General features: G+C 41.4%; 16 protein-coding genes. 6 read left to right on the forward strand and 10 right to left on the reverse strand.

Going from position 1 to position 18021, the window contains the following annotated elements:
* Positions 1 to 50: 50 nt before the first annotated feature.
* From VB775_RS10665 to mfd, 3 genes are all read right to left on the reverse strand, one after another.
* Positions 51 to 1811, reverse strand: a complete 1761-nt coding sequence (locus VB775_RS10665; protein WP_281005516.1) for an EamA family transporter — start codon at positions 1809 to 1811, stop codon at positions 51 to 53.
* A 189-nt stretch (positions 1812 to 2000) separates the two neighbouring features.
* Positions 2001 to 2918, reverse strand: a complete 918-nt coding sequence (locus tag VB775_RS10670) for an Rpn family recombination-promoting nuclease/putative transposase (protein ID WP_281005517.1) — start codon at positions 2916 to 2918, stop codon at positions 2001 to 2003.
* Positions 2919 to 2940: 22 nt separating this feature from the next.
* On the reverse strand, positions 2941 to 6387 hold the full coding sequence (mfd, locus tag VB775_RS10675) for a transcription-repair coupling factor (RefSeq protein WP_281005518.1): 3447 nt from the start codon (positions 6385 to 6387) through the stop codon (positions 2941 to 2943).
* 614 nt (positions 6388 to 7001) lie between these two features.
* Between mfd and VB775_RS10680 the strand changes: the two genes are divergently transcribed.
* From VB775_RS10680 to VB775_RS10690, 3 genes are all read left to right on the forward strand, one after another.
* Positions 7002 to 7487: a CGLD27 family protein gene (locus tag VB775_RS10680; protein ID WP_281005519.1), complete on the forward strand. Its 486-nt coding sequence runs from the start codon at positions 7002 to 7004 to the stop codon at positions 7485 to 7487.
* Between the two features lie 199 nt (positions 7488 to 7686).
* A complete protein-coding gene (locus VB775_RS10685) occupies positions 7687 to 8043 on the forward strand; it encodes an ethyl tert-butyl ether degradation protein EthD (RefSeq protein WP_281005520.1) in 357 nt (118 codons plus the stop codon).
* Positions 8024 to 9292, forward strand: coding sequence for a bifunctional folylpolyglutamate synthase/dihydrofolate synthase (locus tag VB775_RS10690; protein WP_281005521.1), 1269 nt, complete (start codon positions 8024 to 8026; stop codon positions 9290 to 9292). Before VB775_RS10685 ends, VB775_RS10690 begins: the two co-directional genes overlap by 20 nt.
* A gap of 223 nt (positions 9293 to 9515) precedes the next feature.
* Here the strand turns inward: VB775_RS10690 and patD are convergent, their stop codons facing one another.
* The 4 genes from patD to VB775_RS10710 form a co-directional block, all read right to left on the reverse strand.
* Complete coding sequence (patD, locus tag VB775_RS10695; RefSeq protein ID WP_281005522.1) at positions 9516 to 9860, reverse strand: heterocyst frequency control protein PatD; 345 nt, start codon at positions 9858 to 9860, stop codon at positions 9516 to 9518.
* Positions 9861 to 10015: 155 nt separating this feature from the next.
* Positions 10016 to 10258: a 2TM domain-containing protein gene (locus VB775_RS10700; RefSeq protein WP_281005523.1), complete on the reverse strand. Its 243-nt coding sequence runs from the start codon at positions 10256 to 10258 to the stop codon at positions 10016 to 10018.
* Positions 10259 to 10357: 99 nt separating this feature from the next.
* Positions 10358 to 11749 carry an argininosuccinate lyase gene (gene argH / locus VB775_RS10705; RefSeq protein WP_281005524.1) on the reverse strand — a complete coding sequence of 464 codons (1392 nt, stop codon included), beginning with the start codon at positions 11747 to 11749 and terminating at the stop codon, positions 10358 to 10360.
* Positions 11750 to 11828: 79 nt separating this feature from the next.
* On the reverse strand, positions 11829 to 12488 hold the full coding sequence (locus VB775_RS10710) for a Uma2 family endonuclease (protein WP_281005525.1): 660 nt from the start codon (positions 12486 to 12488) through the stop codon (positions 11829 to 11831).
* A 296-nt stretch (positions 12489 to 12784) separates the two neighbouring features.
* On the opposite strand from VB775_RS10710, the gene VB775_RS10715 reads away from it, so the two are divergent.
* From VB775_RS10715 to VB775_RS10725, 3 genes are all read left to right on the forward strand, one after another.
* Entirely contained in the window at positions 12785 to 13075 is a 291-nt protein-coding gene (locus VB775_RS10715; protein WP_281005526.1) for a DUF3181 family protein, read from the forward strand.
* A 59-nt stretch (positions 13076 to 13134) separates the two neighbouring features.
* Positions 13135 to 14457: a sensor histidine kinase gene (locus tag VB775_RS10720; RefSeq protein WP_281005527.1), complete on the forward strand. Its 1323-nt coding sequence runs from the start codon at positions 13135 to 13137 to the stop codon at positions 14455 to 14457.
* Positions 14458 to 14652: 195 nt separating this feature from the next.
* On the forward strand, positions 14653 to 15414 hold the full coding sequence (locus VB775_RS10725; RefSeq protein WP_281005528.1) for a cadmium resistance transporter: 762 nt from the start codon (positions 14653 to 14655) through the stop codon (positions 15412 to 15414).
* On the opposite strand, the gene VB775_RS10730 is transcribed toward VB775_RS10725, so the two are convergent.
* The 3 genes from VB775_RS10730 to VB775_RS10740 form a co-directional block, all read right to left on the reverse strand.
* Positions 15409 to 16035, reverse strand: a complete 627-nt coding sequence (locus VB775_RS10730; RefSeq protein WP_281005529.1) for a phage tail protein — start codon at positions 16033 to 16035, stop codon at positions 15409 to 15411. The genes VB775_RS10725 and VB775_RS10730 overlap by 6 nt on opposite strands.
* Position 16036: 1 nt before the next feature.
* The gene (locus VB775_RS10735) at positions 16037 to 17263 is read right to left on the reverse strand and encodes an AAA family ATPase (protein WP_281005530.1); all 1227 of its coding nucleotides are present in this window, start codon (positions 17261 to 17263) and stop codon (positions 16037 to 16039) included.
* A 96-nt stretch (positions 17264 to 17359) separates the two neighbouring features.
* The gene (locus VB775_RS10740) at positions 17360 to 18010 is read right to left on the reverse strand and encodes a rhomboid family intramembrane serine protease (protein WP_281005531.1); all 651 of its coding nucleotides are present in this window, start codon (positions 18008 to 18010) and stop codon (positions 17360 to 17362) included.
* Between the last annotated feature and the right edge of the window lie 11 nt (positions 18011 to 18021).

An 18021-nucleotide genomic window follows, 5' to 3' on the forward strand; every position in this document is an offset into this window, starting at 1 on the left:
CAGGATTTTAGTTAAAAAAGGTGAGAGGCACTTAGTCACTCTCACCTTTTTTATTTAACAGGTTTCTTGTACATATTTTGCAAGCTGAGTAGCCCCACCCCACCTGTCACCAGAAACACCCCAAATAGCTGGATGAAATCTAGTTTGTTTCCCAAGATTGTGAAGGCTAGGAACGTGGTAAACACGGGACCACTAGCACTCACAATTGAAGCTTGCGCCGCCCCCATTAGCTTTGTGCCGAAACTGGTCAGCAAATAACCACCTAAAGTCGTTAATGCGATCAGGAAGCACATAAATATTAGTGAGCTATTAAAGGAAATCGAAGCTAAGGTAAAGGGCAATGTTCCAAAGCAGAGCAGTAAAATTATCGCAAAGTTGATTGATGTAAAAGAAACAGGATTTAGTTGTTTAAAACAAGCCTGCGAGGTAATGATATATCCCGCAAAAGAAATTCCCGAAAGCATCGCTGCAATTACACCCCATGTGTCGGGCTTGTTCACGCCGAAAACGTTGTAAGTCAGCATAATGCCTACATAAATCACCCCAATTACCAACCAGCGCTCCTTGCTAGGGCGATCGCCAAATAGTAACCAAGCCATCAAAACTGTAACCGTCGGGAAGATGAAAAACAGGGTAACTGCTAATCCCGGATTCAAAATGCCTAAAGCTACATAAATGAAGGCAAAAGAGGCAAATTGCAGTAAAGCACTGAAGGTAACCCGCCAGAATAATAATCTGCGGTTAGGTGTAAGCAATTGCTGAAAGTCACGTAATACATCCACCCGAAAAATAAGCTTAGCAACTATCCACATAATTGGTGTGGCGAATATCATTCGTAACAACAACAACATGAAGGAGTTAGGTATGCTTGGCTTAATCAATCCCCCAAAACTAAATAGTCCAAAGATACTGGAATTGGAGAAAATCACCCTTACTAAAATATTTTGCAAGGACAAAACCACTGAAGCGCCTAATACCAAGATAAATCCTAACCACCAGTCATTGAGACGCTTAGTTGGTTGAGCTATGGGAGGGGCTGATTCTAGAGAGTTAGATGGTTCTGTGGGATCACCAGCATAGGGGCGAGTGTCATTGGGGTCATATTGCCTAAACTGGCTACTACTAAATGTGGGAATCTGAATTTGTCCATAATTAGCATTGCCATTAGGATTAATAGGTACGGGGCTATTGTTGCCATTAGCGCCGATCGCCCCTGCAAAACCAGATGTCCCCGTGAAGTTGACAGGTGGATTACTGCCTAGGTTTCCACCTGTGTAGCGATCGCCTGAAGATCGCCGCAAGTATTCATCAATTCTTTCAACAAGAGCTGAGAGCATTAACTCGCCTTGCTGTCTTTGGGTATACATGCGCTGCATCTGATCGTCGAGATCGCGCTGATAGGTATCTACATCCCGTTGTAAAGACTGGAATGTTGTGCGAATAGCACTATCAAGATTAAGCATTAACTGCTCAAAGTTCTCAGAATGATCGTTAAGTACCTTTGAGTTAGTAACGATCACATCATTTTTTAAATGATAGGTGATCGCTTGGGCAAGTTGCTCGATCCATTGTTGGCGCTGGATTTCTTGCTGGTTCATGCCTTGCTGCGCGACAGTTAGCACCTCTAGCTCTTTGCGTTGAGACTGGAGGCGCTGAATATCATCAGTTAGGGCATTTTTTTGGGCTTGTAAAATCAAAATTTCACGGCTGAGCTTGCCCAAGATATTTGCCCGCAGATCCGACAAGTCCTTGGTGACTCCCGCGAGGGTCTGCTCGTAATTATTATTACTACGAATATTATTGCTCTCCATTGAAGAAATCACCTCGTAACAATGCCATCTGAAATAACGCTAGGGACTAAGTTTGGCACTAATTTTTTAATTGGCTTAATTGGTTGCGTCTAGTTTGCGAACTTTATAACACTAATTTGAGCATCTGACATATTTTGTTTTGTTTGTTGATCAAAAAAACATGGTGATTATGGAAATTTTGCGATCGCTTTAGCCATTTCTGAGTTTGGTGATCGCATCTACGCTTAGTCCTGTACTCTGACAAATTGCTTCGTCATCAAGTACTGCCAATAGTTGCTGGGCGATCGCCAGTTTTGCTTTTAATTCTCCTTGCTCGATACCTTGCTCGATACCCTGTTGAATACCTTGCTGGATTCCCTCTTTTTTGCCTTGCTCAAGCCCCAATCTGGTTGCTTTTTTGAGGGCGTTGCGTTGGTCATGGATAAAGATCGAACGGCGCTCTAGATCATCTAGCTCCTGCTTACTTAGGTTGGCTTGACTGGCGATCGCAAAAGCTTTTTTGATTGCTGGCTCATTGTCCATCACCGTTGGTACAGCATCTAACTTACGGGCAGTTTTGAGAAAATATAGCCATTTGTCGGTGATTGTTTCTAGCTCTTCTAATTCCTTTTTGAATTTGGGTAACTCAATAAATACCAGTTCAATATCATAAACTGGATAATCAGTAAGGTAAGTCTTTTCCTTGAGAATGAAGCGAGATAGAATTTGTTCTAGCTCTGGAAACATCTCAAAATCGGTAATTGTCAGTGCGATGACTGGTTGCAAAATCGTATAGTCTTCACCAATATCTAGTTGAGTGGAATATGCCTTGGACGCATTGTATAAAATCCGCTTTTCAAAGCCTTCTACGTTTAACACTTGCATTTCAATAATTACAGAAGTTATTTCGCCTTCTTGATTGCGAATATTTGCCTTCACGTCAACGTAGGTGTCTTTAATGCCGCGTATCTTTGGTGCAAGGTATGGGTCAAGTATTTCTAAGTCTTGGATGATATCAAGCCCTTCATAAAGCATGGCATTGAGAAAGCTAATTAAAATATCATGGCTTTGTTCTGAGCCAAATATTCTTTTGAAGGCAAAGTCAATTTTGGGATTAATAAATTTCATAACTACCGTTAGTTCTCAATAATTAAGCTTCAGCTTTGGCGAGATGCATGGTATCAAGCCATTCAATCAGACTATCAAGCTGCTTGTCGTGAGATAGTGTGCCTAAGCCTCGCACGGTGACATTACCTTGACTATAAACAAAGCGCGATCGCAGATGACTAGGTAAATGCTCATGCAATAGTTTCCATGCTGGCTCTTCCATCTTAGACTCTAGGACAACATGTTGCTTGCCTTCTGGCTTAATCCGCGAGAACCCAATCCGCTTAGCGATCAGTTTTAATTCCATAACTTTTAGAAGTTGCATAGCAGGAGCAGGGACATTGCCATAGCAGTCCTTCCACTCTTCGATAATTTGGGAAAGTTCCCGACGTGATGTAACAGAGGCAACCGCACGGTAAGCGCTCATTTTGCGATCGCCATCGGGAATATATTCCGCAGGAATAAAGGCTGTAATTGGCAGATCGACTTGTGTATCATCGACTTCAGGGATTTCTGAGCCACGTATTTCGGCGATCGCCTCTTGCAGCATTTCCATATATAAATCAAAGCCAATTGTATTGATTTGTCCCGACTGCTCAGAGCCTAAGAGATTGCCCACGCCGCGAATTTCCATGTCACGCATTGCTAATTGGTAACCTGAACCAAGGTGGGTAAATTCTTGAATTGCTTTGAGTCGTTTGCGAGCAACATCGGTTAGTTCACCTTTTTCCTGATAGAACAACCACGCATGGGCTTGAATACCTGCCCGACCGACCCGACCACGCAATTGATAAAGCTGCGCGAGTCCAAATCTTTGGGCATCTTCGATAATGATTGTGTTGACACGGGGAATGTCCAATCCTGATTCAATAATTGTGGTGCAGATCATCATGTCGGCTTCACCACTATTGAAACTGAGCATCGTTGCTTCTAGTTCTGATTCGGGCATCTGTCCGTGGGCGATCGCCATGCGTACCGATGGCAACATTTCATGGACTCGCGCCGAAACTTCTTCAATATCGTCAATGCGCGACACCACATAGAAAATCTGACCACCGCGATCGAGTTCCTGTCGAATCGCGGCGCGAACTAGCTCAAGGTTATAACGCGATAAATGCGTCATAATCGATCGCCTTGATGGTGGTGGGGTCGTAATCAGGCTCATTTCGCGCACCCCAGACATAGCCATATAGAGGGTTCGGGGAATAGGCGTTGCCGATAGAGTCAGCACATCTACTTCCGTTTTCATGGTTTTGATTTTCTCTTTTTGAGCAACCCCAAAGCGCTGCTCTTCATCTATGACCAATAGCCCTAAATCTTTAAATTCCACATCTTTGGATAAAAGTTGATGCGTACCGACAACAATATCCAGTTCTCCAGTCTTCAGCTTACGACAAATTTCTTTTTTCTCGGAAGTGGTGCGGAAGCGATTAAGCAGTGCAATATTCACTGGATAAGCAGCATAGCGCTCTTGCAAACTGTGATAATGCTGCTGTGCGAGAATCGTGGTCGGAACTAGTAGCGCTGCTTGTTTTCCTGTTGTTACAGCTTTAAAAATTGTGCGGATAGCAACTTCGGTTTTGCCAAAGCCCACATCGCCGCAGACGAGCCGATCCATTGGGCGCGAACTTTCCATATCTTGCTTAACATCCTGAGTTGCTTTCAATTGGTCAGGAGTTGCTTGATAAGGAAAAGAATCTTCCATTTCCTGTTGCCAAGGATTATCAGGCGGAAAAGCAAATCCCAACTGTTGCGATCGCTTAGCGTAAAGTTCTAGCAAATCAAAAGCAATTTTCTTAATCGCTTTCTTGGCTTTAGCTGTGGTATTTGTCCATGTTTTGCCCGTCATTTTGTGAAGTTCTGGTCTGCCCTCATTCATGCCCCGATAACGAGACAAAATCGACATCTGATCGACTACTACGCGCAATAATCCATCGGCATATTTGAGAACTAGGTATTCACGAGTTTCATTATTGACCGTCAATTTTTCTAATTTGATAAACTGACCCACACCATGATTTTTATGAACAACATAGTCTCCTGCGGAGAGCTTATTGAGATTTACTTGTTTAGAAACAGCCCTGCGACGTTTGCGAACATAGTTGGGAGTACCCAAAGCATGTTGACCAAAAAACTCGCGATCGCTGATCACCACAATGCGATAAGTGGGCAGCACAAAACCTTGAATTTCAGCAATGCCTGAATATTTCAAAGCAACGGCGATGCGGAGGTTATGGGTTTTGTCGATCGCAGGATAATCGCGAACATTGGGAATAAATTGGGCTTGGCAATCATGTTCTTGCAGCAGAGCAACTGTGCGCGATGGTTGGGCGGAGATAAGAATGATTTTATACTTCTGTTCGCGGTAGTCACGGATAGTTTGGGCGATTTTGCCGAACTGATGGGGAATTGCAGGAATCGACCGACTGGACATATTCACGCCGCGATTTTCTTCACCTAGTTCAAATAATTCAAGGCGATCAAACTTGGATATTTGTTCTAAACATTCAGCAAAGGAGCGATGGAGTTTGCCCTCCTCTCTTTCTCCCCTCACCCAGAGGGAGAGGGGTTGGGGGTGAGGGCAAATTTCTTCGGCAGATTCGTGCCAGCGATCGCAATGTGCCTTGCATTGATCGATTTCATCAATTACTACCAAGCAGTTCTCTGAAGTCGGTAAATAATCTAATAGAGAAGCTGTAGATTTGGGATGAACTGCAAACCCCTGAATGCTAAATTCATCTTCTAGATTGCCATCATTTGCTGGTAGTTTGCCTAAAATATGTCCATAGCTAATCGGCGCTAACATCACCGAGGGAATGCTATCTAGTGGTCTTTGGGTAGAAGGCTCGAATTCGCGAATTCGTTCTATTTCATCGCCAAACCAATCAATCCGCACAGGCATTTCACTGGAAACTGGGAAAATATCAATAATATCGCCACGTCTTCCCCATTGTCCTTCTGTCTCGACCGTTGATGTATGCTCATAGCCCATCAGAGTCAGCTTCTCTGACATGTCCTTCAGTGTAATTTCTGAGCCAACTTCTAAGGATAAGCAATATTCTCTAAATTCTTCAGGACTTGGTAAATGTGGCTGGAGGGCGCGATCGGTTGCCACGATCGCTACTTTTTTCTTTTCTCCTTCCCGTTCATCCCAGTTGATTAAATCTGCCAAAATCTGCATTTGTCCCCAAACGACCTCTGATTCAGGTGCATAGGGTTCGTAGGGTAGGACATCAGAAGTAGGATAAAAATGTACAGTCTGCCAACCCATAGTATCTAGTTGTACCGACCAGCGTCCTGCCTCTTCGATCGTGGCGGCAATAACTAACATCAGTCGTTCTTGCTTTTGGCTCAGGGTCGAACTAACCAGCCCTTTGCCGACTCGCGATAACCCCGAAAGCGTGATTTGATGCGATCGCACCAATTTACTCTCTAGTTCATCAGTGAGAGGTGATCGGATTAAAGAACGAATTACTGAGGAAAATGGCATGGGCTAAAAGGCAATATTAGGAAGTGGCAATACATCAAAGTTTAGCAATATTATTCAGTCATTTAGTGATGAAGGTTAAACTGAAAAATATAGGCTAACACCCCCCAGTAAGTAATACTAAATTTAAGAAATGTCTACGCCATTTCTTAAATTTAGTATTACTTACTAATTGTTACGTGGAACGCTGAGATTGGGGCTTGGAGACCAAGCCGTTACTTTTACAAAATGTAGGGATTTGGTCTCCAAATCCTCTTTTAAGATGATATGGAAACATGATGACGATCTTTGTTCTACGTAACATCAGTTGCTTACTGGGTTTGGTTTTTACAGCGTTTTGCGCTCAAACCCAAACCCAAAATCACAAGCATTTTCTTAAACTAATTGTCGAAGTTCTATCAAAACCTACTGAAGCATTTGATAGAGACGATAAATTTGTCGATTAGCAGCAACTAGGTGATTTCAAAAAATCGATTCTGGTATTTCCAGCGCCAAAGGTGCTCTTCATGCCAAAATTAGTCTCATAATGATAATCGCTAACTGTTCGTCCTTTTTAGCTCTTAAACCTGTGGAAACGAGTTACACTGTCAGAATATTTGCTTTTCATTATATAACCCATGACCTGTCCAGTTCCCAAAGACCAACAACCACTCAATGAATATATTGAACTTAAGGAAGCGTTCTTTTATCGTTGGGCTAAGCTGGCGCGATCGCAGTATTTGCGAATGTTATTGTTCATGTGGCTAGGATTTACTATTATTTTTTCACCTGTGGCGATGAGCATTGAGTCACCAAGCCGACACCTATGGCAATTTATCTGTGTAGCAAGTATTGGCGGTGCTGTAGGGCTGATTTTACCAGTGTTGTTATTGCTGTCAGGATGGAGTCACGTCAAGCAAAGACTAGATAGTGCGAAAATTTTTTATGAAGAGTCGGGTTGGTATGACGGGCAAATATGGGAAAAGCCAGAAGCAGACCTAGCCAAGGATCGGTTGCTGGTCACTTACGAAATAAAGCCAGTCATGACGAGATTACAAAAAACACTTTTGGGAATCATCGGTTTTCTTGTACTTGGCTTTGGCACTCTAAATATCTTCAGCTAAATGTCATTTTAGAAAGATTGAGAAAAGTGATATGCACTTTTCTCAATCTTTTTTATGCCCTGTAGGGGGAAGTTAATTTGCTAGCAAAAGTCTTAATATATGTTTACAAACCAATCAAATTTATAGTAAAACTCTAATAAAGCTTGCTTATCTTCATCAAACGAAGTTTTCAGCTTTAAAGTAGTTGAGGTAAGGGAATATGACAGTTTTAGATCAATATTTTAAACTTTCTGATCGCGCTAGTGATGATGAACAAGCATTTAATGAATTGGTAGATTTGTTTGCGGAGCAGGCTGAAGTTCATCCATCTGGGGCGCGAAAAGTAGTTGGCAAAGATGAAATCGCCCAACTATACCGTAAGTTTTTTCAATCTTATTCAGGAATGCAACGTGTTTGGACGACCAGAAAGACGGAAAATGGACTAGAAGCAATTTGGGCGATCGCAGGTAAGCGTGATAGTGGTGAACTATTCGCGATGCAAGGCAGACATATTGCCGAAGTCGATGCCCATGGCAAAATCTACGCCTTAGAAGTTCATGTCTCCAAAGCTAGCTAACCTATCTCCCGCAGAATATCTTGCCAGTTTCGATAAGTTTGGCATTCATCTCGGTTTAGACCGAATTTATCAACTACTTGTTGCTTTAGGAAATCCCCATCAACAGATTCCCGTGATTCATGTCGCAGGCACAAATGGAAAAGGTTCTGTTTGTGCTTTTTTGTTGTCAATTTTGCAGGCTTCAGGGCTTCGCGTTGGTCGCTATACGTCGCCACACCTGATGGATTGGCGAGAACGGATTACGATTAATGGCGAATGGATTAGCGATCAGGATTTATTAGAGGCTTTGGAGCAAGTAGAAAGGGCGATCGCTCCTGAATTTCCTCCCACTCAATTTGAAGTGATTACGGCGGCGATGTGGTGGTATTTTGCTAAACAGGAAGTTGATATGGCGATCCTAGAAACTGGTTTGGGGGGGAGATTGGACGCTACGAATGTTTGCGATCGCCCTTTGGTTTCTGTCATTACTTCCATCGGTCTAGATCATTGTCAACAATTAGGAAATACATTAGCGGAGATCGCTTCTGAAAAAGCAGGAATTATTAAACGAAGATGTCCTGTGGTAGTTGCGGAAAACCATCCTGAAGTGAGTGCCACTTTGCAAGCAAAAGCAACAGATGATGATGCGCCTATAACCTTGGTAAATGCAGCTATGAGAACGGCTACAGGTGCTATCTATCAAGGTTTTGAGTATGCTTTGCAATTGTTAGGAAATCATCAGTTAATTAATTCTGCGGTGGCGATCGCCACGGTTCAATCATTGCGAGAGCAGGGTTGGCAAATTAGTGACGAGGCGATGCGTACAGGATTGGCAAATACTCAATGGTCAGGACGGTTGCAATGGGTGGAATTTAAATTAAATGGTAAGTCCTGTAAAATCCTAGTTGATGGAGCGCATAATGTAGCGGCAGCAGAATATCTACGTCAATTTGTCAATGAAGCTTTTCCTAATCATCGCAAACGTTGGGTAATGGGGATTTTGAATACGAAAGATCAATTTGGTATTCTCAAAGTGCTTTTGGATACTGATGATTTACTTTTTCCTGTGCCTGTGCCTAGCTCTGCAACTACCTCTCCACAGGACTTATCTGAAATTGCATCTTCTCTTCTCAAGGTTAAGCCATACCCTTATGAAAGCTTGAATTTAGGGTTAGAAGCAGCTTTTGACGATCAGCAAAATGATGTAGTTATTCTTTGTGGGTCTTTATATTTAGTAGGAGAATTCCTCAGTCAACGAACAAGTGGTTAGATTTCCTAAATTTGGACTTAAACAATGTGAGTTCGATATAGCCATTTGCGTCGTGCTTCGCACGACGCAAATGGCTATATCGAACTCACGTTAAATTATTGGGGTAGGGGCAATCCCCCCGTGGTTACCCTGTCGTGCTAGCAGCAAAAGATTCATCATCTGAGTTCCACGTAACATCAGTAAATATCATGAACTTGAGGATTGTTTAATGTAAAACGCCAATTCAATGCATTTGGCAATAGCGGGCTAATAAAGTAAAGCGATCGCAGGCTTGTTGATGTCGCTTTTGCCATGTGGCTTGACTGCGGGAAGTTTGCAACATGCTTAAATCCACGCTGAGCATTTTTAATTGTTTATCAATTTCCACTTGCAAAGATAAATTTTGGGGCGTTATCTCTAAATTGGTATTGATAATTTTTGACTGAAAAAACTTTTGGATTTCATCCAGCGATCGCCGCCATTCTTTGACGATTTCAGAGGCAGGTTCTGACTGTGGAGCGATCAATATTTGCAATCTTTCTAACTGCTCTTGCAAATCATCAATCAAATTTCCATAGTCCTGTGCCACTTAATTCATAGACCTTGTTTTTACAAAAATTAGGACTTACGCAAAAATGCTCCAAAATCTTATCTTACCGTAGGGGCAATTCATGAATTGCCCCTACATTTCGTTCTTTTGTGTAAATCTTAAAAAATTTTACTTCTAACCGTAGCCTAACTATCTCAAGCTTTCTGGATCGGTTTTTCTTGAGACAATACCCAAATCCCATGACCGAGGATGAGGATTCCCCAGATCACGGCAACCCAAATTGACCAGATCCAGACTTTCTCCGTAATTGACTGGATAAACCACATACAGGTCATGCAAGCTGAGTAGATAGCAAGGTGTAGATAAAAGTTAACTCTGCGTTCGAGGTTTTGGTATTCAGGATCGTTAGGATCTGGTGGTTTTGATAACTTGGGCATAGAAAATCGAAAATTTGGCAAATTTAACTAAAACTTATGCTAACGCAAAAGCATCCAAAAATGAGTGTCAGCACTTCGTGCTGACACTCATTTTTGGATTTAAGCAATAAGTTTTTTGGCAGCTTCTACTTGGATTCGGACTTGCTCGAAGCCAGTACCACCATAACTATTACGCACCTTAACGACTTGGGCAGGAGCAATCGCCTCGACAATATCCGCCTCAAACTGAGGATGAAAAGTCTGCCAACGTTCCACTGACAAATCCTTGAGTAAAATCCCTTCACTAGTACAGGTTTTCACAAGTTTGCCAACCAGTTGATAAGCCTCACGGAAAGGAACTCCTTTAGAAGCGAGATAATCGGCAACATCGGTCGCATTAGAGAAGTCTTCAGCAACTGCCTCAGCAAGGCGTTTTGTCTGAAATTCGATCCCTTCATCAATCAAAATTGTCATTGCTTCCAAACAAGCCCGAACCGTGACCACTGCATCAAAGATACCTTCCTTATCCTCTTGCATATCCTTGTTATAAGCTAGAGGCAAGCCCTTGATAATTGTCAGTAAACCTTGCAAATGTCCAAATACACGGCCTGTTTTGCCACGTACCAATTCGGGAACATCAGGATTTTTCTTTTGGGGCATGATGCTGGAGCCAGTACTGACGCGATCGCTGAGTTTTACAAAACTAAATTCCTGTGATGACCAAAGAATTACTTCTTCAGAAAGGCGGCTGAGATGCACCATGATTAGACTCGCAGCGCAGAGAAATTCTACGGCAAAGTCGCGATCGGATACACCATCAAGGCTATTGCGTCCTACGGAACCAAAATCTAAAAGTTCGGCGGTGTAATGGCGATCGATGGGGTGAGGTGTTCCCGCTAATGCGCCCGAACCAAGGGGGCAAACATTGACCCTTTGATAGATTTCATCAAGTCTTGTCCAGTCGCGCTGCGCCATCTCAAAGTAAGCAAGCAGATGATGGGCGAGGCTAATTGGCTGGGCACGTTGCAAATGGGTATATCCGGGGATGAACGTCTCGACATACTGCTCAGCTTTATTCACTAAAGTTTGTTGCCAAGTTCTGATATCCGTTTGAATTTTGCGAATCTGGTCACGCAAATATAAACGCACATCGGTAGCAACCTGATCATTACGCGATCGCGCGGTATGCACTTTTTTCCCAACATCACCGATTAACTCAGTCAGGCGACGCTCTACCGCAAAATGCACATCTTCGGCATCAACCCCAGGATTAAAATTTCCAGACCGATATTCTTGGTGGATTTGCTCTAAACCATTAACAAGCATTTCCCCTTCTTCGGCACTAATGATCCCCACTTTCGCCAACATTCGCGAGTGCGCTTGCGATCCTGTGATGTCATATTCAATTAAATTAATGTCAAAACTGATACTGGCATTAAATCGCGCGATCGCAGGATGTAGCGCTGTCTCGAAACGCTGACTCCAAGGTTGGGGGGCTGTTGGCTGGCTCATACAAAAAAACTGTGTTAATTGAGAGTTAAGTTTACTTTTTGACAGGAGGTTTTGCGCCTTTTTGTCATAAGTTCATTATTTAACTACTTTCCTTGAGCCATTTCCGTACTGCACGGACAATGCTAATACTGTCTTCAGTGTTGAGCATTTGTAAGAAGCGATCAAGCACAACCCCAGAAATCATCGGAAAAGCAGCACTAAATTCACATTCTTGGTATTGACCATTGTGTAATTGATAAACTTTTATGGTTCCATTGGCATAGCGCCATATTTCAGGAATACCTAATTGTTGATAAACTGCAAAACTTCGCATACTGGAATTAGTAATATCAATTTCCAATACTAAATCTGGGGGCGGATCTACAGAGATATCGATTTTAGTGCCTTTGATGCGATCGCTATTTTGAATATAAAAGCTAGAGTCTGGCTCTACACCTTTGTTGATGTCTTGACGGTTGAGCGTCACTGAACCAAATTCTTTTAATGGCAAATCTAGTTCTTCGGCTAAAACCCCAACAATTCGCGCTAATAAACGGTTAATTGCTTCATGTAGGTCAGACGGCATTCTAATTTCTACAACTCCTTGGTCATAATTTAAACGTGCTGAACGGTGATCGCCCATGTCAGCTAGCATGGCTTGATAGGTTTGCCAGCTAATATTTTTTAGTACAGCATTACTCGCACTACTAATGTTTGTTGTAGTAATTTCTGGCTTGAGAGGGAGGGGAGTAGTAGTCATAAATTTGCGATCGCGCAACACAAATGATCATAATTTGATCATAATTTAATCTGTCATATTGTCCTAGTCTTGTGTAATTCAGATGTAGCGATCGTTATCATGTAAGAAACCATTTAAGAATGACTTTCTATGGTCAAAAGCTCTAAGAGATCCCCCTCAATCCCCCTTAAAAAGGGGGAAGAAGATAATTCTCCCCCCTTTTTAAGGGGGGCTGGGGGGGATCTAGACAATTCTTAAAATGGTTTCTAAGACTCTTACATGATAACGATCGCTATAAATCACCAATTACGAGACAAATGAGTACATCAGAACGTATCGAACAACTAGCTGCCACTATTGCCGAAGATGTTTATATTGATATTGCAAAGTGGCACTTGTACTTAAATGACGCACATTTGCATCGCCCTCTTGCTGAAAAGTTCTATCCCATGTTGCTCAATGGTATTAAGTCGGCGGATGTCACTAAAGTATTAAATGAAACGATGATTGCGATCGGTGGTGGTCATCGTGAAATTCCTTTAAGTGACTTGATTCCTAAGTCTTGTCAAAATCGATTAGTAACGATTTTAGAAGAGTTTGAATATTAAAATCCTAAGCCCTGTAGCGCACGCACAGCGTGCGCTACAGCTTTGCCATTAAATTACTCATGACCATTGTCACTCCCAATCCTGTCTTTCAGTCAATGCGCCGCCGTTTGGCGCTTTGGTATGCGATTGTCACGGCAATTTTATTAATTGTGTTCGCGACAGGATTCTATCTATATGTGCAGACAACCTTAATCGATCGCATTGACGACACAATCGACCATGTTGCGGAAGTAATCGAGCGATCACTGATACGGTCTAACTTAATTGATTTAGAATCAGATTTTAGTCGCAGCTTTTCGGCAAACGCTCAAGCGATCGATGCCGATCATATTGATATTGACTGGTTTAGCCCCAGCGGAGAGATTCTCTGGACGACTAATGCGAATACGGAGCCATTACAACAGAGAGAGAGAGGAATCTTACAACCACTCTATCGCACTGTGCATTTGTCAGAAGCAGAGCCATTGCGACAGATGATTGAGCCAATTGTGATTAATGACAAACTATTGGGATATTTGCGAATTAGTCATCCTTGGTTTGAAGTTACTAAACCCGTCAAGCAATTGTTTCTCGATTTGGCGATCGGCACAACGCTGATGGTATTTGTGGTTTTACTATGCGGTTGGTGGTTAGCTGGGATCGCTATGGAACCTGTGCGCGAATCCTACCAACGTTTAAAACAGTTCACCGCCGATGCTTCCCATGAACTTCGCAATCCCATCGCTGTGATTCAAACTAATGTCCAAGTTGCCCTTGCCGATCCTCATCCTGATCTAGAATTTCAGCGATCGCAACTGGAAGCAATTGAGAGAATTACCAGACGTTTAGGTAGATTAATCGAAGATTTGCTATTTTTAGCAAGACATGATGGTGGTATTACTAATCAAAGGCGGGAGCCTTGCAATTTATCGCAAATTTTGCGTGAGGTGGGTGAAGAGCAACAGACGATCGCGCAACAAAAACAAATCAGTTTGGAGCTACCTAGCTTGGAACCAAAACTATCGGTGTCAGGCGATCGCGATCGCCTAGGGCGTTTGTTTACCAATCTCGTCAGTAATGCGATCGCCTATACTTCCGCAGGTGGGAAAGTCCAAATTACCGTGCAAATCACTTCTCAAAATCAAATCCAAGTTCAAGTTCAAGATACTGGGATGGGGATTCCTGAAGCAGAGCTATCTCAAATTTTTGAGCGTTTCTATCGCTACCAACCACAAAAAAACATTAAATCTAGTTCTAAATCTAGTAATCTCTACACCAGTGGTTCAGGGCTGGGATTAGCCATTGCCAAAGCGATCGCCGAAAGTCATCAGGGACAAATCAAGGTAGAGAGCAAGGTCGGTCAGGGAACAATATTTACGGTAAGTTTTTTAAATTCTAACTGATGCTACGTGGAAGTTTCTAAGACCCTCACCCCTAGCCCCTCTCCCAAAGGGCGAGGGGAACAAGAATTTTCTGGATTTTGCTCCCCCTCTCCTCTCTGGGAGAGGGCGCTGGGGGGGGTGAGGGCAATCTTCATTCCACGTAACATCAGTTCAAATCTTTAGCTATACGAACACGAAAGTTAAAGAGCTAAAGCATTGCTAGCGGCAACAGTTAGTGACAAGCCTCTTATTTCACCTCAAACAACGCTGATTAGCCGTGAATATGAGGAGGAGTGCGGCATCTCTATCTTTGCTATACTTCTACTGACTATTAGCTTGAGGAAAAATATGGAATGGATTATCGGTAATGTAGCGATCGCAATTACTGCTTTTACTGCTACAAATATCGATGACATTCTCATTCTCACAATTTTCTTTGCTCAAGTTGATGAAAAATTTCGTCCGCGTCATATTCTGATTGGTCAGTACTTAGGTTTTGGATTAATTCTCTTAGCGAGTTTGCCTGCATATTTGGGTGGTCTGATTATTGACCCTAAATGGATTGGACTGTTAGGGCTATTACCGATCGCGATCGGGCTTAAAGATTTATTCCAAAAACAAGAAGAAGTAACTGTGCAAACTTGCGCGATTCCTGAGCAAAGGAAATCAACTCTAATCGCGCCACAGACTTATCATGTGGCGGCTGTCACTTTTGCCAATGGCGGCGACAATATTGGCGTTTATATTCCTCTATTTGCGAGTAGCAATGCAGTTACTCTCTCAATTACGATCGCTACTTTTTTGATTCTGATCACAGTTTGGTGTTATGCCGCCAAAAGTATCAGTAGTCATCCTGCGATCGCTAAGTTTCTTACACAATACAGTGATGCGATCATGCCTTTTGTCTTAATTGCGCTAGGTATTTACATTCTCTACGAAAGCAAAACCTATCAATTGCTTCCTTTTGTTAAATCATGATTCTTCAGATATTTCAATATTTCTACTCTCAAGTTGCTCAATAAAAATCTTCAAGCTTGGATTTTTAGAATAGAGATTTAATAAATCATCGTGATTGCGGTATCTCTCGGTAATTTCTTGATAATAATCGTATTTTTTCCTAAAGCTGGGAACGGTTTTTTCTAAAGTTTGACAACAGTTTTCTATTTCTGCACTTTTATCATCAGAGGCTAATAAAGGAAATAGCCAGCACTCTATTGAATGGACTGCGATCGCAAAAATAATTCGATGTCCATACTGACTATAAAATTCTTCTCCCATCTGCTTTTTAAATTTATCGACTGTTTTATCAATTAATTGTTGTGGAGAAAGTGGTTGATTATTTTCGTAATGTGAAACGCCAAAACTTTCGGATACATCAGTATCGACATGAATAATAATATATCTGTTAGCTAGAAAAGCTCGTTTTAATTTTTCTGGCTTACAGCTTTTAAAAACTTTGTCGTAATTAGATGAGGCTTTAAAGTTGATAGGGCTAATCGGGTTGATATCAATTTTACTGTCTTGAAAATATCCTATCAAAATACTATTAATAATAGGAAAATCAGTTATTCCTTCTACAATTGCGCCAAATGTATACATATTAAAAATTTTTCGGTAGTCCACCAATATAACCATTTATAAAAGCCTCTGACAAAGGCGCAATTTCATCGTCGTCTAAGGGTTCTAATGGAGCTATACGCCTAGCTTGAGTATGCCCATCCATATTTCGATAAATAACAAAAAGCTTTTGTTCATCGTCACTTAAATCTAATCCATCTAAAATCGCAGGATTATGAGTTGTAAATATAACTTGTTTATCATATTTCTTAGCTAGTTCTACTAATTCTTGAATTAGTCTTGTACATAGTTTAGGATTTAGTGCATTTTCAATATTGTCAATCGCAAAGAATTTCGGCGTATCATCACTGACAAATAAAGCAAAATAAAACATCAAAAACAAAAAACCTTCATTAGAGCTTCTTTGATTAAAGTAAGGTAACTCTTTATCTAAGTATCTATCTTTAATTTGAATAATTCTTTCTAATTCAGAATCAACTGAAAGCTTAAAATCATCAAACCAATCAATTAAATTGAGCCTTTGTTTGATTTCATTGATTTTATCTTGATTGTTATTTAAAACTCTTAAAAGTTTTAATAAGCCTTCTCCTTTAATGCCTAAAGGTTGAACTTGACCTTCTTCAGCGAAGATTCGTAACAGAGAGTTTTCAGGAGAATAAATTATAAAATGTTTGATTTCATCACTATATTGAATGTACTTATTTTTTAAGTTAAGTAAGAAGTAAGTTATTGCATCGTATGAAATTTTCTCGCCAAATTGACTCTCAAAAAAATCTTGAGTAATCTTAGCTATACGCTCAGTTTCTTCACTGGATTTTAGATTTAAAGCTACTTTTTCGTATTGACTAGTTACACCTTGAGGAACCCAGTTTAAAACATCAAGTTTCCCAATTACTCCAGCTTGAAGCCAATTTGAGTAAGGTTGATTGTCATGCTGAATTATAAACTGCAAATTACTTTCTTCTAAATTTTCTTTTTGCTTTTTCTTTAAATTTATTTTTATATCTTTTGTAATATTCTCTTTATCAAAGGCTGATCGCATAAATTCTGGCTCAGTAACTCTAATTCCTCTAGGAGCTAAAAACTCATTGTCTAACTTGTCAGCGGCGGCAGCAGAAGCCAACGCGATCGCTTCTAAAATATTGCTCTTCCCACAACCATTCTCACCAATGAACACATTAACCCGACCCAAATTTATCTTGAGATTTTGGATAGACTTATAGTTCTCGATTTGAACTTTGGTAAACATAGGATTGAGACTTAGGTGAACAACCGTGATGAGTTAGCTATAGCTTAGCATTCACCTTAGTTAAGTAACCACCAGCGATATTGCTATGTGTTGCTACTAATCTTTAGAAAGCCTTGAGATTAGCAGCATGGCGATCGCGCCAATTACAAAACCGCTAATATGAGCGAAATAAGCCACCCCTGGTAAATTGGGATTTGCCATTGCAGCATAAACAGTTTGTGCTGCAATCCATAAACCTAAAAACACAGCCGCAGGAATGGGAATCGCAGTGATAAAAATCCCTAAAAATACTAGACTCAAAATCCTTGCACGCGGAAACCTGACTAGATATGCACCCATTATTCCTGATATTGCACCACTAGCACCCACCATTGGCACTAGCGATGTGGGAGCCGTGATTACCTGCACCAGTCCCGCCACAACTCCACAAAGCAAGTAGAAAAATAAAAACTTCCAATGCCCAAGTTGATCTTCGATATTATTGCCAAATAGATAGAGAAACCACATGTTCCCAACTAAATGGAAGATACTGGCATGGAGAAATTGCGATGAGAATAAAGCGATCGCTTCTTTTGAAGGGTTAGCAATTAATTCCTTTGGAACTAAAGCCCAATTGTTTAGCCATTCACCAAGTTGAAAGTTTGGCAAACTGACCTGATATCCAAAAATCAGCACATTTACCAAAATCAACGCATAGACAACTACAGAAGTATCTTGGGTGGGATTGTCATCATGTAAAGGAAACATTGCTAACCATA

The organism is Pseudanabaena sp. CCNP1317 (assembly GCF_034931345.1).
Lineage (GTDB): Bacteria > Cyanobacteriota > Cyanobacteriia > Pseudanabaenales > Pseudanabaenaceae > Pseudanabaena > Pseudanabaena galeata.